Origin of the sequence: Pseudomonas koreensis, assembly GCF_024169245.1 — a bacterium.
Classification (GTDB): Bacteria; Pseudomonadota; Gammaproteobacteria; order Pseudomonadales; family Pseudomonadaceae; genus Aquipseudomonas; species Aquipseudomonas koreensis_F.
In genome coordinates, this window is record NZ_JALJWP010000001.1 from 3,166,131 (window position 1) to 3,192,168 (window position 26,038).

A 26,038-nucleotide genomic window follows, 5' to 3' on the forward strand; every position below is an offset into this window, starting at 1 on the left:
CCTGCGTGTGTTGATGGAAGCCATCGCTCGCATCGAGCAGGAACTCGACAGCTTTCCGCAAACGCTCAGTCTCTACCGCAAACAGCTCGATCACTGGCTCAGTCGCAGGGCGGACCAGATCAGCGGGGCAGCAGATCTGCCGTCGCTGGTGGGCATGGAGCGGATCATTCGCTTCGGTGATCGCAGCACGGCGGTCAGCAGCAGCGACGACGAGTTTTCTTCCAGCGTCGTCCAGTGCCCGCAGGGCGGGCTGATGCAGATCGAGAGCAAGTTCGAATCGGTCTACGACATCCCGCTGGGGAACATCACCGTCGACGTGGTTGACGTGGAAAGCGGCGAGCCTACCCCGATCACCCTTGATCAGCAGGGCAAGGGCGAGTTCAGAGGCGACGAGGGCAAGTTCTACCGCGTTCTGGTGCACAGCGCTGTTACCTCCAATCAAGTCGCGGAGCTGTTCAAATCCTACGACGGTTTGACCGGCGAACTGGAACGCTGGCTGCGCAGCGAGTGGCAGGGTTTCAAGCCGCAATGGTCACAGTCGGTGGCCACAGCGGCCAGTAACGGCATGCTCGCCGGCAGTTGGGCGGCCATCGAAGGGGTGTGGGACAGCCTCGGTCAGCTCTCGGAAATTCTTCAGGATCCCGGCAAGTTTGCCGAGCGCCTGGGCAGCGGCGCGGCTGACCTTATCAAGCTGGCGCAGACCGCGCCTGATCTTATGGAAAAGCTGCAGTTGCTGGTCAGTGATGAGGCAGCGATGTGCTTGCTGCTACGGTCGGCGAGCCTGTGGCTGGACATGCTGCCGCCCAGCGAGATTGCCGGCAAGTCTGCTGAAGTGGCGTCGATGATGATCGTGCAACTGATCATCGATGTACTGATCGCTGTCGTTTTGACATTCGTCGGGGCGGGGGCGGGGATCGCTTATCTGACGCTGCGTCTGGCCGACCGTGCAGCCCAGTTGTTCAACGTCGCCAAGCGTCTGGTCAAGGCGCTGTTCGGCATCATCAACGGCTTCATTGAATACGTCGACCGCTACAAGGCCGTCGCCGCGCGGGGCATCGCCGCCGGGGTGAAAAAGGGTCGGATGCAATTGCGCTGGGACGCCAAGCGCAACGCCATGTTGAAGAAAGACGAACAGCACGACGACGCCCCCGACCAGGCGAAAAACCCCAACGGCGATGCTGCCGACTGCGTGCCCAACACCTGCACCAACGGCTGTCCGGTGTCGATGGTCACCGGCGAAGAACTGCTGACCCTGACCGACGCGGTGCTCGACGGCGTGCTGCCCTTCGAGTTCACTCGTTTGTACCGCAGCAGCGCCGTCGAGATCGACATCGGCCTGGGTTTCGGCTGGAGCCACACCCTGGCCCATCGGCTGGCCTTCGACGGCGATGGCGTGAACTGGATCGACCACGAAAACCGCCGCACCCGTTTTCCCTTGCCCAATGTCGCGCGTCCGGCGATTCACAACAGCCTGTCGCGGGCGGCGATTTTTCTCGGCGATGAACCGGAAGAGCTGATTCTGGCTCTGGCCGGGGAAACCGCGCGGTTCTATCACTTTCGCGCCGGCCGGCTGACGGCGATCAGCGATGTCTACGGCAATCGTCTGACCCTGCAACGCGACCGCTCCGACCGCATTCAGCGTCTGGACAACGGCGCCGGCCGCGCGCTGCTGTTGCGTTATGACCGCGCGCAACTGGTGGCGGTCGATTATCAGGTCTTGGTTCAGGGCGAGTGGACCACCGAACAAAACCTCGCCACCTACAGCTTCGATGCCCGCCAACGCCTGCTGGTTGCGACCAATACGGTCGGCGACAGCGAGCGCTACGACTACGACGACCACCACGTCATCCTCCAGCGGCAGCTGACCGGCGGCGCGAGCTTCTTCTGGGAGTGGCAGCGCGAGGGCAAAGCGGCGCGCTGCGTGCGGCATTGGGCGTCTTTCTCGCAGATGAACACGCGTTACGTCTGGAACGATGACGACGCCAGCGTGACCGTGCACTACGTCGACGGCACCGAAGAAGTCTACGTCCACGACGAGCGCGCGCGGTTGGTGCGCCAGGTTGCGGCCGATGGCGGTGAGCAGCTCAAGGCCTATGACGAACAGGGCCGCTTGATCGCCGAGCAGGATGCGTTGGGCGCGGTCACCGAATACCGCTACGACGAGGTCGGGCGGCTGATCGCGCTGATTCCGCCGGACGAGGCGCCAACGTCCTACGAGTACCGCAACGGTTTTCTCCACAAGCGCTGCCGCGGTGATGCGGTGTGGATCTATCGGCGCAACGCCGAAGGCGCCGTCACCGAAGCGGTCGATCCTGACGGTCAGGTCACCCATTACTACTACAACCTGCGCGGTCAGTTGCTGTCGTTGCGTTACCCGGACAGCAGCCGCCATCGCTGGGTGTGGAACGAACTCGGTCAGCTCATCGAAGAAACTCTGCCCGACGGTGGCGTGCGGCGCTTTTCCTACGATGCGCTGGGCCGGCGGATTACCACCCAGGACGAATTTGGTGTCGTCAGCCGTCAGCAGTGGGACGCGGCCGGCCGACTGATCCTGACGACTTCTCCTACGGGAAGCACGCGCGCCTACAGCTACGGCGCCTACGGCCAGATCACCGCCGAGCGCGATGAACTGGGGCGCATCACCCGCTACGAATATGACGACGATCTGCACCTGGTCTCGCGGCGGATCAACCCCGACGGCACCCGTGTGCAGTATCGCTATGACCATGCGCGGCTGTTGCTCACCGAGATCGAAAACGAGTCCGGAGAAAAGTACCGACTGGATTACACGCCGACCGGATTGATCCGACAGGAAACCGGGTTTGATGGGCGGCGTACCGCGTACGTTTACGACCTCAATGGCCATCTGCTGGAAAAAACCGAGTTTGGTGATTTCGGCCCCAGTCTGGTCACCCACTACCAGCGCGACAAGGCCGGGCGTCTGCTCGTCAAAATCCTGCCCGACGGGATCAAGGTGCGATATGACTACGACCGCTTCGGCCGATTGATCGGTGTCGATGACGGGCAGAACCATCCGCTGGCCTTCGAGTACGACCGTCAGGACCGGCTGATCACCGAGCACCAAGGCTGGGGCACTTTGCGCTACGCCTACGATGCTTGCGGTCAGCTCAAACGCCTGCGCCTGCCGGACAACAGCAAGCTCGACTATCACTACGTCAAGGGCGGTGCGCTGTCAGCCATCGACCTCAACGGCACGCCGCTGACCCGGCATGTGTATCAGTCCGGTCGCGAGCAGCAACGCCAGCAAGGCCTGCTGCTCAGCGAATATGCCTACGACGATCAGGGCCGTTTGCTCGCCCACGCCGTAGGCCATCGCGGCGCCTCGCTGTACCGTCGCGATTATGCCTACAGCGCCAACGGCAATCTCGAGCACATCGCCGACAGTCGCCACGGCCAGCGCACCTACGGCTACGATGCCCTTGACCGGCTGATCCGCGTACGTCACTCACGCGACGAACTGCCCGAATCCTTCGCCCACGACCCGGCCGGCAACCTGCTGATGCAGGACCGCCCCGGCCCGGCGCAGATCAAGGGCAATCGCCTGCTGATGCAGGGCGACCGTCATTACGACTACGACGCCTTCGGCAACCTGATCCGCGAACGCCGCGGCCACGGCCAGACCCTGGTCACCGAATACCGCTACGACTGCCAGCACCGCCTCATCGGCCTGACCCGCCCCGACGGCCAGACCGCCAGCTACCAGTACGACGCCTTCGGCCGGCGCATCCGCAAAACCATCGACGGCGTCACCACCGAATTTTTCTGGCAAGGCGAGCACCTTGTCGCCGAAAGCAGCGCCAGCCAATACCGCAACTTCCTCTACGAACCCGGCACCTTCCGCCCACTGGCGATGCTCGACGGCAAAGGCCCGAAAAAGGCCTGCCCGTTCTACTACCAGCTTGACCACCTCGGCACCCCGCAGGAACTCACCGACTACAGCGGCGAAATCGTCTGGTCCGCGCAATACGACGCCTACGGCAAAGTCGCCGCCGTCACCCTGGCCGGCGAAGACTACCTCGACCAGCCGCTGCGTTTTCAGGGGCAGTACTTCGATGTTGAAAGCGGCCTGCATTACAACCGCCATCGGTATTACGACCCGAGGCTAGGGCGGTATCTGACCCCGGATCCGGTGAAGCTGGCAGGCGGGTTGAATCAGTACCAGTACGTGCCGAATCCGACGGGGTGGGTGGATCCGTTGGGGTTGAGTAATTGTCCGGACGACAAATGCAACAAACCAGTATTCCAACCGATCGATCCCACGAAAGGAATACAGGGAGGTGAAGATCATCCATCTCAGTCACTACCACAACAAGCCTACTTATATCGGGGGGCAGCGACAGATCCGTCTGAAGTTTTCGAGAATGGATTCAAAAGTAAGGGAGATAGCAACGATCTATTCCTGCATTCGATCGATAGTGACTTTCCTCCTAGTAATTTCATCAGCACCTCTTTATCTCGTGATATGGGTAAAACATTCGCTACCAGCTATTTTACGAGGCCGGGATTTCTCTACACCCTCAAGATGATTCCTGGTCGAGACCTCAAAAAAGAGTTGGGTGCAGCATATAATTTTAGTCAAGAGCAGGAAATTGCTATTCCCGGTGAAATTAAGCGAGAGGATATTCTTGGCGCTACGCTGATAATCGATGATGGTAGAGAGTTTGGCTATTCTATTCCTAATCCGTACAGGAGGGTTGGTAAGTGAAGACACAGTTTTCGGTTGTCGTCGTAAAAAATGGCGAAAAGCAGAAGGTCAATCTCGTATGCGATGATGAAGAGATATCTATTGCGACTGCGGATATTTGCGGACGGAAAAAAACCTATTTTGAACGTGATTTTTATAAGTGTTTTGCATTGTTGAGAAAAGATAATCCTCAGCTGGATTTTTACTGTAAGGGAGCGAAGTTGAATGTTCATCCCTCAAGCATGTCGTCGCAAATGTCTCTGGGTCTTAAAGCTTACGAGTTGGAGGTTGGTAGGGAGCCCACTGTGAACGATCTGGTTTTTATATTTGACTATGAAGATCAAGGTTTAACAAGAAATCCAGACGAGCAACGATTATTCTATCTAGGTTGGATGGGAGCTTGAGGTTGTTGAAAGATTTTGTCTCTATCAGCTCACATGATATCGGTTTTTTGCGTGTAACTACGCCCGCACAGGATGGGAACTGGCTGAGTAGGCTTTCCTTCAGTGATTATGTAATGTCAAGTAAGACTGTCTAAGGCACGAAAATAATATGGTTGATATTTTGATGAAGTCCGATTGCTATGTTGAATCTTCTGCGCAAGAAAATGAGTTTAGAGGTGTGTACGGTTCTAGGTTCCTAACTCACCGAGCGCAGATGAACGCTTATCAAGAATCGCTGACGAGGGAGGCGAGAAATATGCCGCGATTTACGGGTGAAGACGCTATGGGGAACTTGGTTGTTCGTATGCCGGCAGAAAACGTTGGAGAAGGATACGAGCCTAACCCATCGAATCCTTCAGAGCCCCGATTCATCTCAAAGATGAGCGGGTTCGAAATGAAATTTGACTTTGAGACTTTGCAGCCTTTCGCTTTGTATCCGGTGGAGACCGTCTGATGTTAATGCATCCCTATCTCGATGCTCCATACAATCCGCAATTGAAGCATTTTCTTGGAGGGTTCGATATATATGATCGCGAGGAGACCTTGGGTGCTGAGTTGGAGAAGTATGACCCTGAGTGTCCTATAGACAGAGCCGAGTTAATTCGCAGGTTTATAGTGAAAAGATTTTCTGGTTTGACTCCTCGGCACAAGCTTGTCTTGGTTTCTGTATTGAGACGGTCTCTTGATGGCGAAACAAGTAAGCTTTCGGACGCTTTTAAACATGATCCTTTCTCGCATTCGTTGCTCCCCCTCGGATGGAATGAAATGAAAGATCCGCGGGGTTTTTTCGAACATGTGTACTCTATCCTGACCGAAGTTTGGGCTAACGAGTTATCTCTTGCCAGACGATAAAAGTGCTGAGCGTTTGCCGATGATTCTCGGTAAAGCTCAGAATGGCCTTATAGACACTTTCTCCAGTAAACCCGCCAACGTGATCCGCATCGTTAGCTGATCAACGTTGGCCGATTAGCTGTGTCGGCTGAAGGATAGGAGCGGTGCCAGTTTCCAACAAATAAACACTAAACCCCACAACATCCTTCGCATGATGCTTAGCCTGCGAAGCTATCTCCGCAAGCTGGCTGGCATCAAGCGTTGCGCATGCTTCAGGTCGCAAATGCACCACCCCAATCGATAACGACAACAGCGCAAACTCCTGCCGTACCCCTTGGCGGTTGGGCGCAACAAAGCAACCGGCCTCCAGATGCTCGGGGCGGTAGAAGCGGCGGCATTGGCTTTGGAAGTCGTCGAGCAGTTGGTTGAGGCGTTTGCGCCAGTCTTCGGGGCCGAGGACGAGGAGGAAGTCGTCGCCGCCGATGTGGCCGACGAAGTCGCGGGTGGGGTCGACGCGTTCGTTGAGGCATTGCGCAAGGCAGAGCAGGACTTCGTCGCCGCGGCCATAGCCGTAGATGTCGTTGAAGGGTTTGAAGCTGTCGATGTCGACGTAGCAGATGATCGATTCGCGGGCCTGTTGCAGCAGGCGGGTGAGGCATTGCTGGATCGGTACGTTGCCCGGCAACAGGGTGAGTGGATTAGCGTAGCGCGCCTGTTGAATCTTCAGTTCGGTGATCAGTTTCAGCACGTCGATGACCCGGCCGAGGCCGAGGTAGCCGCCGTTGAGGGTGATGATGAAGTCTTCTTCGATGCGCTGGCGGGCGCGGCTGGTGATCAGGCGGCTGACTTGCTGCAGTGACTGGCTCATTTCGACGGCGAGGAAGTCGTCGTTCATCAGGCGGCTGATCGGTTTGCGGGCGAAGAGCTCGGTGGCAAACGGTTTGAGCAGAGCGTCCGACAGGGAGTGGCGATGGACAATGCCGCAGGGCTGGCCTTGTTCGTCGAGCACCGCGAGTGAATTGAGGTTCGCCTGGCGGCGGAAGGCTTCGAGCACCGAGGCGGTTGGCGTATCACGCTGGACGGCGGGCTGGTCGTTGAGCAAGGCGCTGAGGTCGCTGCCTTCGTCGTTCAGCGCGACGGCGTTGCTGTCGTGTTTGGGCATCATGGCGCGGGCGTCGCGGGATGGATGTTCCTGAGGGCGGCCGAGCAAATAACCCTGCACCAGATCGACGCCCATTTCCGTGAGTACCGCGAGTTCTTCCGCTAACTCGATACCCTCGGCAATAACCAGTGCGCGCGAAGCCTTGGCGATTTGCAGAATCGACCCGACAAACTCTCTTTTCAATGCATCCTGATGAATGCCATCGATGAAGTGCCGGTCGATCTTCACGTAGTCCGGACGCAGTTCCGACCATAGACGAAGGCTCGAGTACCCAGCCCCCAAATCGTCCAGCGCGATGGAAAAGCCCATCGCGCGGTAATGATGCAGGGCAGTTTGCAGCAACTGAAAATCGTCGATAGGCGTTTGCTCGGTGAGTTCGATGACTACCTGGCTCGGCGGGATACCGAAGTCCTGCAACAGTTGCAACGTGCGCCCCGGTTGGTGCGCTGCTTCGAGCAAGGATTCCGGCGAGACGTTGAGGAACAGCTTGCCCGGCAACTGCTGTTCGTTGAAACGGCGACAGGCGCTTTGTCGGCAGGCGATTTCCAGTTCGCTCAATCGACCGGCCTGACGCGCTACGGCGAACAGGGCGATTGGCGAGTGCAGAGGACTGTTGGATGGGCCACGGGTGAGGGCTTCGTAACCGAGAATGCGTCGTTCGGAGAGGCAGATGATCGGCTGGAACAGGCTGTGTAAACCGCTTTGAGTCAGGATCGAGCTCAAGGCGCTCAGCTGTTCGGTCGTGGTCATGGCAGTCTCTGGCGATAAAAAAAGGACCGGGAGCGCTTGCTCCCGGTCCTTTATTGCACGACAGAATGATGACTGTTTGATGACGATCCGAGGATCGTCAGCACTAATTTGCCATCACTTACTTCTTGGCCACCTGATTGCTCAGCTTCAGATAATCCAGCAGTACGCGCCCGGTTTCGCTCAGGTAGGCATCGTCTTCCGGTTTGACCTTGTCCGGCTCGGCAGCGGCCAGTGCGTCCTCGTCTTCTTTCTTCAGCTCTTTGAGCGGTTCTTCGCCTTTGGCCTTGCGACGGATGTTCTCCATCGCCAGCTGCTTGGCGTCGATGTCGGCGTGCTGGGCACGACGATCGGCTTCGTTGAGGCTGACGGTTTTTTCTTCCATCAGTTTCTGCGCCAGGGCCAGCTTGTCGCGGATGAACACGAACTCGGCATCCTTGTTGGTGCGCGCGTCATGTTCGGACTTCAACTGAGCGAGGAACGGCTTGAACGGATCGGCCGCCGGTTTGATCGCCGCGCGGATGGTGTCCCACGGCATGGCTTCCGGCAGGGCGCTTTCGCCGATTTCCTTGGTGTCGATCAGCGACGGATAATCGATGTCTGGCAGCACGCCCTGATGCTGGGTGCTCTGCCCGGAGACGCGGTAGAACTTGGCCAGGGTCAGTTTCAGTTCGCCATGGTTCAGCGGCTGAATGGTCTGCACGGTGCCTTTGCCGAAGGTCTGGCCACCGATGATCAGCGCGCGGTGATAGTCCTGCATGGCGCCGGCGAAGATCTCCGAAGCCGAGGCGGACAGGCGGTTGACCAGCAGCGCCATCGGGCCTTTGTAGAACGCGCCAGGGTTTTCGTCTTCGAGCACGTCGACCCGGCCGTCGGCATTACGCACCAGTACGGTCGGGCCTTTGTCGATGAACAGGCTGGTCAGCTCGGTGGCTTCCTGCAGGGAACCGCCGCCGTTGTTGCGCAGGTCGATGACCACGCCGTCCACTTTGTCTTTCTGCAACTCGGTGAGCAGCTTCTTGACGTCGCGAGTGGTGCTCTTGTAATCCGGGTCGCCGGCACGGAACGCCTTGAAGTCGAGGTAGAAAGCCGGGATCTCGATCACGCCAAGTTTGTAGTCCTTGCCGTCCTGTTTCAGGCTGAGGATCGACTTTTTCACGGCCTGGTCTTCGAGCTTCACCGCTTCACGGGTGATCGGCACGATCTTGGTGGTCTGGTCATTCGGCGCATTGCTCGCCGGGATCACTTCCAGACGCACCACGGTGCCTTTCGGACCGCGAATCAATTTGACCACTTCGTCCAGACGCCAGCCGACCACGTCGACCATTTCCTTGTTGCCTTGGGCAACGCCGATGATCTTGTCCGCCGGAGCGACCTGCTTGGTTTTGTCAGCCGGGCCGGCCGGTACCAGACGTACGACTTTCACTTGATCGTTGTCGCTCTGCAACACGGCACCGATGCCCTCAAGGGACAGGCTCATGTTGATGTCGAAGTTTTCCGCGTTATCCGGCGACAGATAATTGGTGTGCGGGTCGTAGGACATGGCGAAGGTGTTGATGTACGCCTGGAAGATGTCTTCGGCACGGGTCTGGTCCAGGCGCGCCAGCTGATTCTTGTAGCGCTTGGTCAGGGTTTCCTGGATCTGCTTCGGCTCTTTGCCGGCGATCTTCTGGCGCAGCACTTCGTCCTTGACGCGTTTGCGCCACAGGTCGTCGAGTTCTGCGGTGGACTTGAGCCATGGCGCGTCCTTGCGATCGATCAGCAAGGTCTCCTTGGTGTTGAAGTCCATCTTGTCGACGCCCTTGTTCAGCTCGGCAAGGGCGAAGTCCAGACGCGCTTTGACGCGGTCCAGGTAGCGCTTGTAGATGGTGAACCCGGCGTTGAGGTCGCCGCTTTTGAGGAAGTCGTCGAACTGGGTCTTCCACTTGTCGAATTCGGCGATGTCGCTGGCCATGAAATAGCTGCGGGACGGGTCGAGCAGCTTGATGTAGCTGTCGTAGATGATCACCGAGCGCGCATCGTCGAGCGGCGGCTTGCTGTAGTGGTGACGCTTGAGCAACTCGACGACGTTCAGGCTGGCGATGACTTCATCGCGATCAGGCTGCAACTTGTCCCAGCTGTTGGCTGCGAATGTGGTGCCCGACACCGGCAACAGACCGATACCGATGAAAAGAGCGAGGGCGGTGCTGGGGAGCAGATGCTTCATGCTGATTCGACGCGGGGACAATTGATAACGCATATTAGGCCGTCTTTGAAGTCGCCGGTTCTTTGAGAGCCGGTCGCATAATGCAAAAAGCCCGGCGCTACAGCTTCGGGCTCAGTCCAGACTCACTATGGAGGCAGTGTGAAGGCATTGCAAGGCGTTGAAGGTCAAGTGGCATGGGTTGAAGAGCCGAGTCCTACATGTGATGTAGGACAAGTCCGCATCCGTGTGGCGGCAGCTGGCCTCAATCGGGCCGATTTATTACAGAAGGCAGGGCTTTATCCGCCGCCGCCGGGTGCCAGCCAAGTGCTCGGTCTTGAGTGCTCCGGTGTGGTCAGCGAGGTCGGTGCGGGCTCGTCCTGGCAGGTCGGCGATCGGGTCTGCGCCTTGCTGGCCGGGGGCGGCATGGCCGAAGAAGTGGTCGTCGACGGACGGCATGTGCTGCCGGTGCCCGAGGGCGTTTCGCTGATCGAAGCGGCAGCGTTGCCCGAGGTGTACGCCACCGTCTGGCTGAATGTGTTTCAACTTGCAGCGTTGAAACCCGGTGAGAAAATTCTCCTGCACGCCGGCGCAAGTGGAATCGGTTCAGCGGCCATTCAGCTGTGCAAGGCGTTCGGTAACCCGTGCTGGGTCAGCGTCGGTTCCGCCGAGCGTCTGGCTTACTGCGAAGCGCTGGGTGCCCAGGGCGGCGTGGTGCGCACCGATGACATCGAGAGCCTGCGCGACTTTGGGCCGTTCGATGTGATTCTCGACCCGGTGGGCGGCAATTATTCAGCGCTGAACCTCAAACTGATGGCGCTGGACGGGCGCTGGGTGCTGATCGGTTTGATGGGCGGACGCGAGGCGACGCTGGATCTGGCGCAGGTGTTGGGCAAGCGTGTGCAACTGCTCGGTTCGACGTTGCGCAGCCGTGACGATCAGTTCAAGGCCGATCTGCTCAGCGATCTGGGCCAGCATGTCTGGCCGCTGTTTGCCGAGGGGCGCTTGCGTCCGCAGTTGGCCAAAGCGTTTGCGGTGAAGGATGCCGAAGCGGCGTTTGCCGAGCTGGCAAGCAACACGGTGGCGGGCAAGTTGGTGTTGGTGATTGACGACAGTCTTAGCTGACACAACAGGTTCCTGTAGGAGTGAGCCTGCTCGCGATTGCGGCGTGTCAGCCAACATCAATGCTGACTGGAACACCGCCATCGCGAGCAGGCTCACTCCTACATGAAATCTTCGTCATTTCCAGAGATGGATCGGCCAGCCGGCCTTCTCTGCGTGCTCAAGCAGCACCGGATCCGGGTTGACCACATGCGGGAAGTCCACCTTCAGTAGCAATGGCAGATCATTGCGTGAGTCGGAATAGAAGCTCGCGCCTTCGAGGTTTTCTTCTTCGGCATCGAGCCATTCCAGCAAACGGGTGATCTTGCCTTCGCGATACGTCAGGGTGCCGACGGTGTTGCCGCTATACACGCCATGGGTGACTTCCAGTTCGATGGCCAATATTTCGTCGATGCCCAGGCGATCAGCGATCGGACCAACCAGATGTGTGCCCGACGCCGAGATCACCAGAATCCGGTCGCCGGCCTTGCGGTGGGCGGCGATGGTTTTGGTCGCGTCGCTGAAGATGATCGGTTCGATGAAGTCTTCAACCCACGGCCCGACCAAGTGTTCGATTTCCTCCGGCGTACGCCCGATCATCGGTTCGAGGCTGAAGTCCATGTACTCTTCCATGCGCAATTTGCCATGGCTGTACGCGTCCATCAGCTCGTTGTTGCGGCGCATGAACGACTCGGGATCGACCCAGCCGAGGCGCCCCATCTGCTCGCACCAGAGGGTGGCGCAGTCGCCGTGGATCAACGTATCGTCCAGATCAAAAATTGCCAGGGCCATCAGTGCAGTTCTCTCTTCAACGTCAGCAAAGTCATCAGGCTACCTCACACAAGGCTGTCGCATCGATGGAAAGTGCCAGGCGTTGTCCGTCGGGATGCAGATCGGCGGCCGAGCGGTTGAGCACATCGACCACCAGTTCCACGCCGCGCGCTTCGACACGATAGCGAATGACGTTGCCGAGCAGGCTGTGGCTGCGGATCTGCGCGTCCAGTTCGCCGTCGAGGCTCAGTTCGATGGCTTCCGGGCGGACGGCGATGCGGTGGTTGATCGGCCGTTGCAACAGCTTTGACGCAGCCTCGGCATCAAGGAGGTTGTAGTTGCCGATGAAGCCGGCGGCGAACACATCGACCGGTGCGGTGTAGAGGGTTTCGGCGTCGCCGCTCTGTACGATCTTTCCCTGATTCATCAGGAAAATGCGATCGGACATGGTCAGCGCTTCTTCCTGATCGTGGGTAACGAAGATCGTGGTCAGGCCGAGTTCGCGCTGGATCTGACGGATCTGTTCGCGCAGGTGCTTGCGAATCCGTGCATCGAGTGCCGACAGCGGCTCATCCAGCAGCAACAAGCGCGGGCGGGTCACCAGCGAACGGGCGAGGGCGACACGTTGGCACTGACCACCGGACAGTTGATGCGGATAGCGGCTGGCGAAGTCGTGCAGTTCAACCAGTTTCAACACTTCAGCGACGCGCTTGTGGCTGTCATCGGCATTGACCTTTTGCATGCGCAAGCCGAAGGCAACGTTCTGTTGGACAGTCATGTTGGGGAACAGCGCATAACTCTGAAAGACCATGCCGATGCCGCGTTTCTGCGGACTCAACGGCACGATGTCGACACCGTCGAGGAGGATCTGGCCGCCATCCACCGGCGTCAGTCCGGCGATGCAGCGCAACAAAGTCGACTTGCCGCACCCGGACGGACCGAGCAGGGTGACGAACTCGCCTTTGTTGATTTCGCAATCGATGTCGCTGAATACCGTGGTGCCGGCATAACTTTTCTGCAGGTTTTGGACGCTGACGTAGCTCATTCGCTTTTGTCCTTGTTCAAGATGTTGGCGATCCAGGTCAGGACCAGCACGAAGAAGAAATACGAGATGACCAGCGCACTGGTGAAGTGACCACTGCTGTTGCGCATGTTGTTCAGATACACCTGCAGGGTTTCGTAGCGCGTGCCGACCAGAATATTGGCGAATACGAACTCGCCGAAGAGGAACGAGAACGACAGCAGCAACGCCACCATCAGACCCTTGCGCAAATTCGGCAGCACCACCAGGAACGCCGCTTGAAAGGTGCTGGCGCCGAGCAGTTGCGCAGCATCCATCAGATCGCGCAGGTTGATCGCTTGCAGGTTGTTGGTTATCGCCCGGTACATGAAGGGCAGCGCCACGGTGAAGTAGCAGCCGATCAGAATCCAGGGCGTGCCGACCATCGCCATCGGCCCGGAACCATAGAGCTGCAACAGCCCCACCGAGGACACCACCGGCGGTACCGCGAAGGGCAGGAGGATGAGGATGTTCATCAGCGCATCGAGTTTCGGAAAGTGGTAATGCACGACGAACAGCAGCGGCAGGATCAGCACCACCGACAAGACCAAAGCGCCGACACAGACGATCAGCGATTGGCCGAACGCGTGCAGAAACCGCGGATCGCTCCACAGCTGGATGTACCACTTGAAGGTGAAGCCGCTGGGCAGAATCGTCGCCGACCAACTGCTGGCGATCGAGTAGACCAGCGTGCCCGCCAGCGGCAACAACAGGATGGCGAACAGCAGGTAGACCACGACGCGGTGGTAGAGGCCGGCCGGGCCGGATTCAGCGCGAGACATGGTAGCTCCTCTTCAACAACAGTTGATGCACGACGGTGACGATGGTCATCAGCGCCACAAGCACCACGGCCAGGGCGCTGGCCAGGTTCGGATCAAGGGAAATGTCGCCGGAGACCATCGCTGCAATACGAATCGGCAGGACGTTGAAGTTGCCGGTGGTCAGCGCATAAACCGTGGCGTAGGCGCCAAGGGCGTTGGCCAGCAGGATGACGAAAGTACCGAGCAACGCCGGGGTCAGCACCGGCAGACCGATGTGTCGCCAGAACTGCCAGCCGTTGGCGCCGAGCAACGCGGCGGACTCGCGCCAGTCTTCGCGCAAGGCGTCGAAGGCGGGGTAGAGCAGCAGCACGCCGAGGGGAATCTGGAAGTAGGTGTAGAGGATGATCAGGCCGGTTTTCGAGTACAGATTGAAATCCTGAATGATCCCCGACTGCTTCAGCATGATGGTGATGCTGCCGTTGAAACCGAGCAGGATGATGAACGCGAACGCCAGCGGCACGCCGGCGAAGTTGCTGGTCATGTTGGCAAAGGCGTTCACAAAGTTGCGCAGCTTCGAATCGACTCGGCGCAGGGAATACGCACCTAGCACGGCAATGATGATGCCGAATACGCTCGACCAGAAACTGATCTCAAGGCTGTACTGGATCGCCTGCCGATAGAACTTCGAACTGAAAACCTTGCTGAAGTTGGCCAGTCCCCAGCCGGCCTCTTCCGATTGCAGGCTGTTGATCATCACCCAGACCAGCGGGGCGATTTCGAAGACGATAAAGAACAGCGCGAAGGGCACCAGACACAGCGCCGCGAGCCATTTGCCGCGAGTCATGGAGTTCACTTGAGCAGCTCCCGGCACAGGGGTTTGTCGTGGGGTACGCCGAGGAGTTCGCAGACCGTGCCGCAGAGCTCGGTCTGCTTCGGTGTGGCGTCAGGGTTCAGGCTGAACGCATCGCCGAGGACAAACAGCGGCACCTGGCGTTCTTCCGGGAGCAGGCCGTTGTGCGAGCGATCGTTGTTCATGCCGTGGTCGGCGGTCACCAATACCTGATAACCAGCGTCGAGCCAGCTCTGCAGATAGTCGGCGAGGATGATGTCGGCGGAGCGCGCGCTGTTGCGGTATTGCGAGCTGTCGAGGCCGTGCCTGTGGCCGGCATCGTCGATATTCATAGGGTGGATCAGAAGGAAATTCGGCGCGTGGCGCAGGCGTAGATTCTCGGCGTCGGCGAAAAGGTGCGAATCCGGATAATGATCGTTCCAGTAGAAATGTCCGTGCTGGATCGGCAACGCCGGATCGTCGGTGTGGCGGTCGCGCGCAGCCACGAACGGTGAGCGGTTATACAACTCGCTGACCCAGTGATACGCCGCAGCGGCAGTTTTCAGTCCGGCATCGCGGGCGTAGTGGTAGATGCTGCGCTGGTTGGACAGGCGCGAGACATTGTTGTGGACGATGCCGCTGTCGATCGGCGGCACACCGGTGAGAATGCATTCGTAAAGCGGTCGGGACAGGGCGGGCAGCTCGCACTCCAGTCGATAGAGCGCCGCGCGTCCTGCGCCAACATAAGCCTGCAGATGCCCCATGGCGTGACATGCAACCTCGTAATTGAGGCCGTCGAGCACGACAAGGATGACGTTGTGCTTCATAGGGGCAAGAACTCCGCGAAATTCATATAGTCCGAAACTAACTCGATCCCCTGTGGGAGCGAGCCTGCTCGCGAATGCGGTACATCATTCAACAGTGATGTCGACTGACACGCCGCCTTCGCGAGCAGGCTCGCTCCCACATTTGGATCTTCAGCGGATCCCGAACAGGGATCTACGGGATTACTTCATCTCTACGATGACTTCCTCGTTCCACTTCTGCGGCAGGGCCTTGGAGGTCTTTTCCCACGCATCGGCGTCCTTGATCGGCGTGACCTTTTTGTACTGCTCGTTCGGCAGCAGTTTGGCTTTCACGTCTTCCGGCAGTTGCAGGTGTTCGGCGCGGATCGGCCGGGCGTTGCCTCGCGCGAGGTTGGTCTGGCCGGCGTCGCTGAAGATGTATTCGCGGGTCAGCTTGGCGGCGTTGGGGTTTTTTGCGTACTTGTTGATGATCGTGGTGTAACCGGAAATCACCGAACCGTCGGACGGGATCAGCACCACGTAGTCATCCGGGTTGGCCATCTTGGCCTTGTAGCTCAAACCGTTGAAGTCCCACACCACGCCGACTTCGATCTCGCCCTTTTCCATGGTGGCGATGGTCGGGTTGGCCATCGACAGGCGGCCCTGTTTGGCGATGTCTGCAAACAGCAGCAAGGCTGGCTGGATGTTTTTCTCGTCGCCACCGTTGGCCAGTGCTGCGGCGAGCACGCCGTTGGCGGCCTGGGCGGCGGTGCTCACGTCACCGATGGAGACCTTGTACTTGCCGGTTTTGAGGTCAGCCCATTTGGTCGGCACCTCGGAGCCGTGCAGCAGCTTCTTGTTGACGATGAAAGCGATGGTGCCGGTGTAGGCCAGCGCCCAGTTGCCGTCCTTGTCTTTGGCCCAGTCCGGAACCTGATCCCAGGTGCTTGGCTTGTACGGTTGCACCACGCCTTGCTTGACCGCGATCGGGCCGAAGGCGGCACCGACGTCGCCGATGTCGGCGGTGGCATTGTCTTTTTCGGCGGCGAACTTGGCGATTTCCTGGGCCGAGCTCATGTCGGTATCGATGTGTTTCAGGCCGTATTTCTTGGCCAGGTCTTCCCAGGTGCCTTTCCAGTTGGCCCAGTCATCGGGCATGCCGACGCTGTTGACGGCGCCTTCCGCCTTCGCAGCGGCTTCGAGGGTTTTCAGATCGGTGTCGGCCGCCATCGCGGCGGTGCACATTGCAATGGTCGAGCCTAACAGTGTTGCCAGGAAAAGCTGTTTCATTCCGAAGCTCCTTGGTCGTGTTCAACGCTGCGATTGCGGTTGTGTTGGTCTAGGTCAGCAATACCTGAGCCAATTTAGGTGAGCCGGATGACACTTTGATGTCGCTGGCCCTGCGGCAGGTGTTTCATCTGCCCGTGATCGGCAGGTGCCAGATAAGCGTAGACCACCCTAAAAACCCTGGTGAGCAGGGGAATTGGCCGATGTATTGCAAGTCGTGAAAGCGACCGTTCGGTAGTTTTGTCATCTGGCGGTCATCTGCACTGCCTAGGCTTGCAACACACAAAAGCGCTTTGATCGGCGCTCGGATTTGCCCCGAAACAGTGCTGGTCTAGTCCAGATAGGTAACGTTGATGCGCGATGAGGCAACGAAAGCGGTGACAGCGATTGGCCAGGTGTTGCAGGAGCAGCTCGATCACGGGCTGCTGGCGGCCGGCAGCAAGTTGCCGGCCGAACGCAAGCTCAGCGAGTTGTTCGGGACCACGCGAATCACTGTGCGCGAGGCGTTGTTGCAGCTGGAGGCGCAGGGGCAGATTTATCGCGAAGAGCGCCGTGGCTGGTTCGTGTCGCCGCCACGCCTGGCGTACAACCTGATGCAGCGCAGTCATTTTCACGCGATGGTCAGTGCGCAGGGGCGCGATCCTTCGACCGAGGTGATTTCGGCACGCTTGCAGCCGGCTTCAGCGGCGGTGTGTGCGTGGTTGCAGTTGCCGGCGTTGTCGAGCGTGATTCAGATTTGCCGCTCGCGGCGGATTGATGGGCGGTTGGTGTTGTATGTGGAGCACTATTTGAATCCGCAGTTTTTTCCGGGAATTCTTGATTTTGATCTGAATCAGTCGATTACCGAGTTGTATGCGCGGCATTACGATTTGCACTATGGGCGGGTGCGCTTTGAGATTGTGCCTACCTCTTTATCTGTTGATGCGGCGGCGGCTTTAAGAGTGTCGGTGGGGAGTCCGGGGTTGCGCATTGCGCGGGTCAATTATGATCAGCATGGGCGGTTGATTGATTGTGATCTGGAGTTTTGGCGGCATGATGCGATTCACGTTGGGGTTGATGTGGTTTGACCTTTTTTGACCTTGGCGGCCTCTGGGCCGACCAGGTTTTGGGGTTTTTGGGTGAATATCCGTTGCTGTGGGTGTTGCTTCTGGCGGTTCCGCTCTTACGGCGGGTCACTTTGGCAAACGCCGGAATGCCGGCCCAGCCCAAAGTAACCAAAAGTCTGTGCTCTGACGTTCGGTCCCTCGCTGGGGCTCGGGGTTCCTTCGCTGCGGAATCGATCCTGGCGCAGCGGCTCCGGTTTGCTTCGCTGCACCTCCTTCCGCTGTGTCTGGCTGCGCCAGACGGTCGCTGCGCTCCCACGCCCGGATCAATCCCTCCGCTCAGCCTGCCGACGGGCTCCAGGATCAAAAGCGGAACTCGAGCTAACGCTCATCGTGGGTAGGAGCTGCCGAAGGCTGCGATCTTTTGATTTTGCTTTGTGTGGGAGCGAACCTGCTCGCGATGGCGGCCTGCCAGCCGACCTGATTCTTGAGGATGAACTCGATCCAAGTGTAGGAGTGAGCCTGCTCGCGAAGGCGCCCTGACAGCCGACCTGATTCCTGAGGATGAACTCGATCCAAGTGTAGGAGTGAGCCTGCTCGCGATGGCGGCCTGACAGCCGACCTGATTCCTGAGGATGAACTCGATCCAATTGTAGGAGCGAGCTTGCTCGCGAAGGCGCCCTGGCAGCCGACCTCTTCTTTGAGGATGAGCTCGGTCCAATGTAGGAGTGAGCCTGCTCGCGATGGCGCCCTGACAGCCGACCTGATTCCTGAGGATGAACTCGATCCAATTGTAGGAGCGAGCTTGCTCGCGAAGGCGCCCTGGCAGCCGACCTCTTCTTTGAGGATGAGCTCGGTCCAATGTAGGAGTGAGCCTGCTCGCGAAGGCGCCCTGGCAGCCGACCAGTCTCTGTCGGATGTACTCAATCCCTGTGGGAGCGAGCTTGCTCGCGCAGGCGCCCCCACAGTCACCCCTATCTACTTGCCCACCCCCGCATTCCCATACAGATAATCCGTCGCCAACGAAGCCAATGTCCTGACCCCAACCACCAGCGCCGATTCATCCACAAAGAACCCCGGATTGTGATTCGGCGCAGCCTTGCTCATGTCCTGATCCCGCGGCGTCACCCCGAGAAACACGAACAGTCCCGGCGCCTCTTTGGCAAAAAACGAGAAATCTTCCGCACCACCCACCAGTGGACCCTGCACTACATCATCCTTGGCCGCCCACTTCAGAGTCGGCAGCATCTTCTCCGTCAGTGCCGGGTTATTAATGGTCGGGTCGTACTTTTCGATGATGGTGACGTCGGCTTTCGCGCCGCCGCTTTCGGCGATTTTCTCGATGGTCTGGCGCACATCGCTGTGAAGTTTCTGGCGGATGCCGTAGTCGTAGGAGCGGATGGTGCCGGTCATGTCGAGTGATTCGGGGATGATGTTGTAGCGGGTGCCGCCGTTGATGGTGCCGATGCTGACTACCGACGGGTAAGAGGAAATGTCGGTGCGACGGCTGACCACGGTTTGCAGGCCGACGATGGTTTGCGCGCCGACGGTGATCGGGTCGATGCCGTCCCAAGGGCGGCCGGCGTGGGTTTGTTTGCCGTGGATCTTGATGCGCAGGTCGTCGGAGCTGGCCAGGGTCGGGCCGGGGCGGTAGGCGATCTGGCCGGCGGGGACGCCGGCCCAGACGTGCAGGCCGAACACCGCGTCGGGTTTCGGCGATTTCATCACGCCTTCTTCGACCATCATTTTTGCGCCCCAAGTGTTTTTGCCGTCGGGAATGAAATCGCTCGGGCCTTCTTCGGCGGGCTGGAAGTAGAACACCACGGTGCCGGGCAAAGTGTCGCGCATGCCCGTCAGAATTTTCGCCGCGCTGAGCAGGATCGCGGTGTGGGCGTCGTGGCCGCAGGCATGCATGACGTCGACTTCCTTGTCGAGATAAGTGCCTTTGGCTTTCGAGGCGAACGGCAGGTCGGCGACCTCCTTGACCGGCAGCGCGTCCATGTCGGCGCGCAGGGCCACGGTCGGGCCGGGCAGGGCGCCCTTCAGGATGGCAACCACACCGGTGCGGGCGACGCCGGTTTTCACTTCCAGGCCCATGGCCCGCAGTTGTTTGGCGACCAGCTCGGCGGTGCGTTTTTCAGTGTTGCCGAGTTCTGGATGGGCGTGAAGGTCGCGGCGGGTTTCCAGCAGCTGCGGTTCAAGCTTTTGCGCCTGCTCGGCAATCTGTGTGCGGGCGCTGTCCATCGTCGCGGCGCCGGCCTGGCTGGCGACCAGGGTGAGCAAAAGGGTCTGGGCAATGCGCGTCAGTTGCATGGGGTTTCTCCTTGATTATTGTTGTTGGCTTCCTTGCCTGTGACTGCAACCGTGCGCCTGAGTGCTATTCCTTCGGCTGACCGCCACCGGCAGTAATCACCTGCACACTCATCCGCGGTGTCGCCAGATCGAGCCCCGCCTCATCCAGTTGCCTTTTCAGCGACAAATTGAACGCCCGAGAAACCTCCCACTGTTTGATCGGTGCAGTCTTGAACCGTGCGCGCAGTATCGCGCTGCCGGATTCGAAACTTTCCACGCCCTGAATCTCCAGCGGCGACCAGATGTTGCGGCGTTGCAGCGGGTCGCTGCGCATCTTCTGGCCGACGTCGCGCATCAGTTTGATCGCGTCGTCGATTTCCATGTTGTACGGCACGGCGACACGGAAGATCGCGTAGCCGAATTCCCGCGAGTAGTTCTTGATGCTTTTGATTTCGCTGAACGGGATGGTGTGGACGATGCCGTCGATGTCGCGCAGGCGGACGGTGCGGATGGTCAGGCCTTCGACGGTGCCGAGGTGGCCGCCGACGTCGACGTAATCGTCGATGGCCAGCGAGTCTTCGATGATGATGAACAGGCCGGTGATCAGGTCGGCGACCAGCGACTGCGCGCCGAAACCGATGGCCAGGCCGATCACACCGGCACCGGCCAGCAGTGGCGTGACGTTCATGCCCATGTTCGCCAACGCGACGATCAGCGCGATGATAAAAATCGCCACGAACAGCACGTTGCGGATCAGCGGCATCATCGTCTGGGCGCGGGCGTTGGCCAGGCCTTTGCGCGAGCGGGTGAGGGCGTGGTGCACGGCGGTGTCGGCGAGGATCCAGATCAGCCAGGAGAAAATCAGCGTGCCGATCAGGCTGAACAGTCTGACGCTGATGTCATGGCCATCACCTTCGGCGAAGGCGATCAGCGAATGGCCCCAGACACGCAGGCCCAGCTCGATGAAGATCAGCCACACCAGCAAATGCGCGAGGGTATAGAAGAAATTCTTCAGGCGCTCCGAGTACAGCGCGTGGCGTTTCGGCCCGCGTTGCGGCTTCAACGAGTGACGACGCACGAGGCCGTTGATGACCATGCACAACACCAGCAGAACCGTGCAGATCAGCGATTGCCGCAGCGCGGTGCTGGTGTCGCCGGCGGAGACGAACGTGGCGAACAGCGAGATGCCGACCAGCACCAGCGCCGGCACGTACCAGAAGGTGCCGAGGATCTCGATGGTGTCGCTGAGGGCGCGGCGGGTCAGGCGGCGCGACAGCGGCTGGTTGCGGATCAAGTGCGCGATCGGCCGGCGGAATCGCAGAATGAACAGGCCGGTCGACAGTGCCGCGAGTACGTTGGCGGTGGTCGCTGCAGTGTGCGCCAGATGCACGCCCAGGCTCTCGACCAGACGCGGATCGCTCAGCGCTTCACCGAACGCCGCAAAGCTGCCGATCAGCCACAGTGGCCGGAACGCCTGATGACGAAGAATGTACAGCGCGCGATGGCGGTGCGGGCCGTCGAGCAACGAGAAGGCAATCACGCAGATCGCCGAGAAACAGGTGCCGACCACCAAGGCATAGGCCAGCACCATCGCCAGGCTTTTGCCCAGCGATGACGGCAGCACGTAGCTCATGTAAACCGTCATCACCAGGGCGATCAGCCACGGCCCGAGCTTGCGCAGGGCGAAGCGCAGCATGTCGAGGGCCTTGGGGTGTTGCGGCAGTTCTTCGGTAAGGCCAAAGCGCATGCGCACGCGATGGCCGAGCCAGATCAGCGCGGCGGCGAGCAGGCTCCAGACCATCAGGATCACAGCGAAGCCGAAAATAATGGGCAGCCATTCGTTGGCCGGCAGCAGTTTGCTGGTGAGTTCATCCTTGGCCAGATCAAACTCGTTGGACCAACGGGTGAGCGGGCTGTCGGCGCCGGAAAACTGTTTCTCGAAGTTAGCGAGGGTGCCGCCGATCAGGCCTAGCACGCCTTCTTCCGGAGTGGCCTGAGCTTTTTTCGTGGCGTCGCGCAGTTTCTTCAGATCGCTGACCAGCTGCGCGCGTTGCTTGTCGTTTTCCAGTGACTTGATCACTTCGTCCAGCGACTGGCCGAGGGGTTCCTGGGCTTCAGCTTGCGGCTTGGAAGTGTTGAGCAGGCCGGGCAGACCGACCGCTTGCGCGGGCGCCAGCGGCAGCAGCGTCATGATCAAGACAAGCAACAGACCGGGTAAAGCAAAAAGACGAGCGAACACCAGAAGACAACCTCGCGATAGGCGGATGCGCTGGAGTGTACGAGGCCCTCCGGCGCAATGCGAGCCGGGCGCGGTCATTCGTTGAGTTTGGCGAGGATCTTGTAGACCACGGTGGCGAGGATCATCAGCATGCCGACCCACATGGCAAACACACCGGCGTTCTTGTCACGGAAGTTGAAGCCGATGGCCAGCAGGATCATCCCGCTGAGGATAGGGATGAGCATGGCGTGGAAGGAGGACATCGAGATCATGGAGACTGCCTTGTCTGGTGGGATCCGTAGAGTCTAGGCAGGTTTTCGAGGCGGGGTGTGATGTGGCTCAGGAATGCATCAAGTCAGAGAGGATTCTGCTGCCTGCACAGGCGCTTTCGCGAGCAGGCTCGCTCCCACAGGTTGGAATGCAACTCAATGTGGGAGCGAGCCTGCTCGCGAAGTTTTCAGCCTTTACGGCAACTCACGACTGGCATAAAACGCGCTGAGCACTTTGACCAGATGCGCCAGGTCATGGCTGCCGCACAGCTCGCGGATCGAGTGCATGGCAAAGGTCGGCAAACCGATGTCGACGGTGCGAACCCCCAGGTGGCTGGCGGTGATCGGGCCGATGGTCGAGCCGCAGCCCATGTCGCTACGCACCACGAAGCTTTGCACCGGGACTTCTTCGGCCATGCACAGATGGCGGAAGAAGCCGGCGGTTTCGCTGTTGGTGGCGTAGCGCTGGTTGCTGTTGACCTTGATCACCGGGCCGGCGTTGAGTTTCGGGCCGTGGTTGGCGTCGTGTTTTTCCGCGTAGTTGGGATGCACGCCGTGGGCGTTGTCGGCCGACACCAGCAGGGATTTCTGGATGGTGCGGACGAACTCGTCGCCTTCCGGCAGCAGGCGGCGCAGGGTCTGCTCGAGCATCGGGCCATCGGCACCGCAGGCCGAGCAGGAGCCGACTTCTTCGTGGTCGTTGCACACCAGCACGCAGGTTTCGTCGGTTTCGGCGCTGAGCAAGGCTTGCAGGCCGGCGTAGCAAGACAGCAGGTTATCGAGGCGTGCACCGGCAATGAAATCACCGTTCAGGCCGATCACCGCTGCGCTTTGCGTGTCGTAGAAACTCAGCTCGTAATCGAGCACGACGTCGGCATTCAGGCCGTGTTCGCGGGCCAGTTGATCGGTGAGCACGGCGCGGAAATCGACGCGCTCGTCACCGGCGAACTGGGCGAGAATCGGCGGCAGTTCGGTCTGCGCGTTGATCGCCCAGCCGAGGTTGGCTTCACGGTTGAGGTGAATGGCCAGGTTGGGAATGATCGCGATCGGTGCCTTGAAGTCGATCAACTGGCTTTCGACCTTGCCGTCACGGCGGAAAGTGACGCGGCCGGCCAGCGACAGATCGCGGTCGAACCACGGCGCCAGCAACGCGCCGCCGTAGACTTCGACGCCCAGTTGCCAGAAACCCTGACGCTGCAGTTCCGGTTGCGGCTTGACCCGCAGACACGGGCTGTCGGTGTGGGCGCCGACCAGACGAATGCCGCCATGCAGTGGCGAGTTGCGGCCCATTTTGATCGCGACGATCGAGGAGTCGTTGCGGGTGACGTAATAGCGGCCGTTGGCCTCGGTGGTCCATGGCTCGCGCTCGTCGAGGCGCACGTAACCGGCGGCCTCCAGACGCTGAACGAGGCTGGCGGTGGCGTGGAACGGGGTAGGGGAGGCCTTGAGAAAGTCGATCAGGCCCTGGTTCAACTCTGCGCGCATAAGAAACTCCAGACAGCAATGGGCGGGAGTTTAACGTATTGGCCGGGGAATTGAATCCGGACCGGATCCCCTGTGGGAGCGAGCCTGCTCGCGAAAGCGATTGATCAGTCAACATCAACGCTGAATGTGATAGCGCTTTCGCGAGCAGGCTCGCTCCCACATGGGGCCGGTGCTGGCTGTCAGAACGGCGCCGGGCACTCGAAGCGCAGGCGTTCGCCGGTTTGCGGGTGGGTGAAGCTGAGCATGCTCGCGTGCAGGCACAGACGCGGCCAGGCCGCCAGCGCTTGCTCGTGGGCGTAGAGGCCGTCACCGAGCAGCGGATGACCGATCGAAAGCATGTGCACGCGCAACTGATGCGAACGTCCGGTGATCGGTGTCAGCTCGACACGGCACCAGTCGCCGCAACGTTCCAGAACCTTCCAGAACGTCAGCGCATGCTTGCCGAATTCGTGATCGACCACATGCCGTGGCTTGGTCGGTGGGTCGTAGCGCAACGGCAGGTCGATGCTGCCGCTGTCCAGTTCCGGCTGACCCCAGGCCAGAGCGGTGTAGGCCTTTTCGGTTTCGCGGTCGTGAAACTGCCGCGACAGTTCGCGATGAGTGTCGGCGTCACGCGCGAGCAGAATGATGCCGGAGGTTTCCCAGTCCAGCCGATGGACGATGCGCGCTTCCGGATAGCCGTTTTCCTGCAGGCGAGTGATCAGACAATCCTTGTTGTCGTCAGCGCGGCCGGGCACCGAGAGCAGCAGGGTCGGTTTGTCGACCACCAGTACGGCGGCGTCCTGATGGATGATGCGGATGTTGGACAGCGGCATTAAAACAGCCTCGTAACAAATGCCAACGGCGGTTCAGGACCATTCCACCGGGGAATGGCCCTGAACCGCCGTCATACCTGCCGGATCGACTCAGCGATCAGGCAGGGTGATGTTGAGTTCCAGAATCGAGCAACTGCCCTGGCTTTCCAGCGCAACGTGTACGTCGTCGTTGCCGATGTTGACGTACTTGCGGATCACGTCGACCAGTTCCTTTTGCAAGGCTGGCAGGTAATCCGGCGTGCTGCGCTGGCCGCGCTCATGCGCCACGATGATCTGTAGACGCTCTTTCGCTACCGAGGCGGTACTTGGCTTTTTGTTGGCACGAAAGAAGTCAAAAAGGTTCATTACCTACCTCCAAACAGGCGCTCGAAGAATCCCTTCTTCTCGACATCGAGGAATCGGTGGGCTTTTTCTTTGCCCAGCAGGCGGTCGACGGTATCGCTGTAAGCCTGACCGGCATCGCTCTGGTCATCGAGAATCACCGGCACGCCCTGGTTGGAAGCCTTGAGCACTGCCTGGGATTCCGGGATGACGCCGAGCAGGGTTACCGAGAGGATTTCCTTGACGTCTTCAACGCCAAGCATCTCGCCCTTTTCAACACGCTCCGGGTGGTAGCGGGTGATCAGCAGGTGTTCCTTGATCGGGTCTTCGCCACGTTCGGCGCGGCGCGATTTGCTCGCCAGCAGGCCGAGCATGCGGTCCGAGTCACGTACCGAGGAGACTTCCGGGTTGGTCACGACGATCGCTTCATCGGCGAAGTACATTGCCAGGTGCGCACCTTTCTCGATGCCCGCCGGGGAATCGCAGACGACGAACTCGAATTGTTCCTTGAGCTCCATCAGGACTTTTTCCACGCCTTCGACGGTCAGCGCGTCTTTGTCGCGGGTCTGGCTGGCCGCCAGTACGTAGAGGTTTTCCAGGCGCTTGTCTTTGATCAGCGCCTGTTGCAGGTTGGCTTCGCCGTTGACCACGTTGACGAAGTCATACACCACGCGGCGCTCGCAACCCATGATCAGGTCGAGGTTACGCAAGCCCACGTCGAAGTCGACGATCACTGTTTTGTGGCCGCGCAGAGCGAGACCGGTACCGATAGCGGCGCTGGTGGTGGTCTTACCCACACCACCCTTGCCGGATGTAACCACGAGAATCTTGGCCAAGGTGTTTCACCCCTAAGGAAGAAGGACTGTTCAGCCCCTGAAAAACATCTCTTGAAAACTACTGCAGTCGGACAGCCTTGGCTGGAATTTGGCTT

General features: G+C 59.6%; 19 protein-coding genes. 4 read left to right on the forward strand and 15 right to left on the reverse strand.

Annotated elements, in window-relative coordinates:
- Positions 1-13: 13 nt before the first annotated feature.
- Positions 14-4,726 carry an RHS repeat-associated core domain-containing protein gene (locus tag J2Y90_RS14265; RefSeq protein ID WP_253500559.1) on the forward strand — a complete coding sequence of 1,571 codons (4,713 nt, stop codon included), beginning with the start codon at positions 14-16 and terminating at the stop codon, positions 4,724-4,726.
- Positions 4,723-5,109, forward strand: a complete 387-nt coding sequence (locus J2Y90_RS14270) for a hypothetical protein (RefSeq protein ID WP_253500560.1) — start codon at positions 4,723-4,725, stop codon at positions 5,107-5,109. Before J2Y90_RS14265 ends, J2Y90_RS14270 begins: the two co-directional genes overlap by 4 nt.
- A gap of 991 nt (positions 5,110-6,100) precedes the next feature.
- On the opposite strand, the gene J2Y90_RS14275 is transcribed toward J2Y90_RS14270, so the two are convergent.
- Both J2Y90_RS14275 and J2Y90_RS14280 read right to left on the reverse strand, forming a co-directional pair.
- Positions 6,101-7,891, reverse strand: a complete 1,791-nt coding sequence (locus J2Y90_RS14275) for a bifunctional diguanylate cyclase/phosphodiesterase (protein ID WP_253500561.1) — start codon at positions 7,889-7,891, stop codon at positions 6,101-6,103.
- Positions 7,892-8,009: 118 nt separating this feature from the next.
- Positions 8,010-10,094, reverse strand: a complete 2,085-nt coding sequence (locus tag J2Y90_RS14280) for a carboxy terminal-processing peptidase (RefSeq protein WP_161806099.1) — start codon at positions 10,092-10,094, stop codon at positions 8,010-8,012.
- Between the two features lie 138 nt (positions 10,095-10,232).
- On the opposite strand from J2Y90_RS14280, the gene J2Y90_RS14285 reads away from it, so the two are divergent.
- The gene (locus J2Y90_RS14285; RefSeq protein ID WP_253500562.1) at positions 10,233-11,195 is read left to right on the forward strand and encodes a zinc-binding dehydrogenase; all 963 of its coding nucleotides are present in this window, start codon (positions 10,233-10,235) and stop codon (positions 11,193-11,195) included.
- A gap of 114 nt (positions 11,196-11,309) precedes the next feature.
- Here the strand turns inward: J2Y90_RS14285 and J2Y90_RS14290 are convergent, their stop codons facing one another.
- The 6 genes from J2Y90_RS14290 to J2Y90_RS14320 all read right to left on the reverse strand — a co-directional run bounded on the left by J2Y90_RS14290 (position 11,310) and on the right by J2Y90_RS14320 (position 16,667).
- On the reverse strand, positions 11,310-11,963 hold the full coding sequence (locus J2Y90_RS14290; RefSeq protein ID WP_253500563.1) for an HAD family hydrolase: 654 nt from the start codon (positions 11,961-11,963) through the stop codon (positions 11,310-11,312).
- Between the two features lie 34 nt (positions 11,964-11,997).
- Complete coding sequence (locus J2Y90_RS14295; RefSeq protein ID WP_253500564.1) at positions 11,998-12,987, reverse strand: ABC transporter ATP-binding protein; 990 nt, start codon at positions 12,985-12,987, stop codon at positions 11,998-12,000.
- A complete protein-coding gene (locus tag J2Y90_RS14300; RefSeq protein ID WP_253500565.1) occupies positions 12,984-13,784 on the reverse strand; it encodes an ABC transporter permease in 801 nt (266 codons plus the stop codon). The genes J2Y90_RS14295 and J2Y90_RS14300 overlap by 4 nt, the downstream gene beginning before the upstream one ends.
- On the reverse strand, positions 13,771-14,607 hold the full coding sequence (locus J2Y90_RS14305; protein ID WP_253505167.1) for an ABC transporter permease: 837 nt from the start codon (positions 14,605-14,607) through the stop codon (positions 13,771-13,773). Before J2Y90_RS14305 ends, J2Y90_RS14300 begins: the two co-directional genes overlap by 14 nt.
- Before the next feature lie 5 nt (positions 14,608-14,612).
- Complete coding sequence (locus tag J2Y90_RS14310; protein ID WP_253500566.1) at positions 14,613-15,419, reverse strand: alkaline phosphatase family protein; 807 nt, start codon at positions 15,417-15,419, stop codon at positions 14,613-14,615.
- A 180-nt stretch (positions 15,420-15,599) separates the two neighbouring features.
- On the reverse strand, positions 15,600-16,667 hold the full coding sequence (locus tag J2Y90_RS14320; protein WP_253500567.1) for an ABC transporter substrate-binding protein: 1,068 nt from the start codon (positions 16,665-16,667) through the stop codon (positions 15,600-15,602).
- A 350-nt stretch (positions 16,668-17,017) separates the two neighbouring features.
- On the opposite strand from J2Y90_RS14320, the gene J2Y90_RS14325 reads away from it, so the two are divergent.
- Complete coding sequence (locus J2Y90_RS14325) at positions 17,018-17,731, forward strand: UTRA domain-containing protein (protein ID WP_253500568.1); 714 nt, start codon at positions 17,018-17,020, stop codon at positions 17,729-17,731.
- Between the two features lie 954 nt (positions 17,732-18,685).
- On the opposite strand, the gene J2Y90_RS14330 is transcribed toward J2Y90_RS14325, so the two are convergent.
- The 7 genes from J2Y90_RS14330 to minD form a co-directional block, all read right to left on the reverse strand.
- Positions 18,686-20,020, reverse strand: a complete 1,335-nt coding sequence (locus J2Y90_RS14330) for an amidohydrolase (protein ID WP_253500569.1) — start codon at positions 20,018-20,020, stop codon at positions 18,686-18,688.
- Positions 20,021-20,084: 64 nt separating this feature from the next.
- Positions 20,085-22,238: a mechanosensitive ion channel family protein gene (locus J2Y90_RS14335; protein ID WP_253500570.1), complete on the reverse strand. Its 2,154-nt coding sequence runs from the start codon at positions 22,236-22,238 to the stop codon at positions 20,085-20,087.
- Between the two features lie 74 nt (positions 22,239-22,312).
- On the reverse strand, positions 22,313-22,489 hold the full coding sequence (locus tag J2Y90_RS14340; protein ID WP_007965354.1) for a hypothetical protein: 177 nt from the start codon (positions 22,487-22,489) through the stop codon (positions 22,313-22,315).
- A gap of 192 nt (positions 22,490-22,681) precedes the next feature.
- Positions 22,682-23,971 carry a M18 family aminopeptidase gene (locus J2Y90_RS14345; RefSeq protein WP_253500571.1) on the reverse strand — a complete coding sequence of 430 codons (1,290 nt, stop codon included), beginning with the start codon at positions 23,969-23,971 and terminating at the stop codon, positions 22,682-22,684.
- A 179-nt stretch (positions 23,972-24,150) separates the two neighbouring features.
- Positions 24,151-24,786, reverse strand: coding sequence for an RluA family pseudouridine synthase (locus J2Y90_RS14350; RefSeq protein WP_039763788.1), 636 nt, complete (start codon positions 24,784-24,786; stop codon positions 24,151-24,153).
- A 90-nt stretch (positions 24,787-24,876) separates the two neighbouring features.
- The gene (gene minE / locus J2Y90_RS14355; protein ID WP_003223146.1) at positions 24,877-25,131 is read right to left on the reverse strand and encodes a cell division topological specificity factor MinE; all 255 of its coding nucleotides are present in this window, start codon (positions 25,129-25,131) and stop codon (positions 24,877-24,879) included.
- The gene (minD, locus tag J2Y90_RS14360) at positions 25,131-25,943 is read right to left on the reverse strand and encodes a septum site-determining protein MinD (protein WP_007913953.1); all 813 of its coding nucleotides are present in this window, start codon (positions 25,941-25,943) and stop codon (positions 25,131-25,133) included. Before minD ends, minE begins: the two co-directional genes overlap by 1 nt.
- Positions 25,944-26,038: the final 95 nt, after the last annotated feature.

Coding starts and splice junctions, on each gene's coding strand:
- J2Y90_RS14295 (WP_253500564.1), bottom strand. CDS start 12,987: ATGAGCTACGTCAGCGTCCAAAACCTGCAGAAAAGTTATGCCGGCACC.
- J2Y90_RS14280 (WP_161806099.1), bottom strand. CDS start 10,094: ATGAAGCATCTGCTCCCCAGCACCGCCCTCGCTCTTTTCATCGGTATC.
- J2Y90_RS14340 (WP_007965354.1), bottom strand. CDS start 22,489: ATGATCTCGATGTCCTCCTTCCACGCCATGCTCATCCCTATCCTCAGC.
- minE (WP_003223146.1), bottom strand. CDS start 25,131: ATGAACCTTTTTGACTTCTTTCGTGCCAACAAAAAGCCAAGTACCGCC.
- J2Y90_RS14350 (WP_039763788.1), bottom strand. CDS start 24,786: ATGCCGCTGTCCAACATCCGCATCATCCATCAGGACGCCGCCGTACTG.
- J2Y90_RS14310 (WP_253500566.1), bottom strand. CDS start 15,419: ATGAAGCACAACGTCATCCTTGTCGTGCTCGACGGCCTCAATTACGAG.
- J2Y90_RS14275 (WP_253500561.1), bottom strand. CDS start 7,891: ATGACCACGACCGAACAGCTGAGCGCCTTGAGCTCGATCCTGACTCAA.
- J2Y90_RS14320 (WP_253500567.1), bottom strand. CDS start 16,667: ATGAAACAGCTTTTCCTGGCAACACTGTTAGGCTCGACCATTGCAATG.
- J2Y90_RS14325 (WP_253500568.1), top strand. CDS start 17,018: ATGCGCGATGAGGCAACGAAAGCGGTGACAGCGATTGGCCAGGTGTTG.
- J2Y90_RS14305 (WP_253505167.1), bottom strand. CDS start 14,607: ATGACTCGCGGCAAATGGCTCGCGGCGCTGTGTCTGGTGCCCTTCGCG.
- J2Y90_RS14265 (WP_253500559.1), top strand. CDS start 14: ATGGAAGCCATCGCTCGCATCGAGCAGGAACTCGACAGCTTTCCGCAA.
- J2Y90_RS14300 (WP_253500565.1), bottom strand. CDS start 13,784: ATGTCTCGCGCTGAATCCGGCCCGGCCGGCCTCTACCACCGCGTCGTG.
- J2Y90_RS14290 (WP_253500563.1), bottom strand. CDS start 11,963: ATGGCCCTGGCAATTTTTGATCTGGACGATACGTTGATCCACGGCGAC.
- J2Y90_RS14345 (WP_253500571.1), bottom strand. CDS start 23,971: ATGCGCGCAGAGTTGAACCAGGGCCTGATCGACTTTCTCAAGGCCTCC.
- J2Y90_RS14330 (WP_253500569.1), bottom strand. CDS start 20,020: ATGCAACTGACGCGCATTGCCCAGACCCTTTTGCTCACCCTGGTCGCC.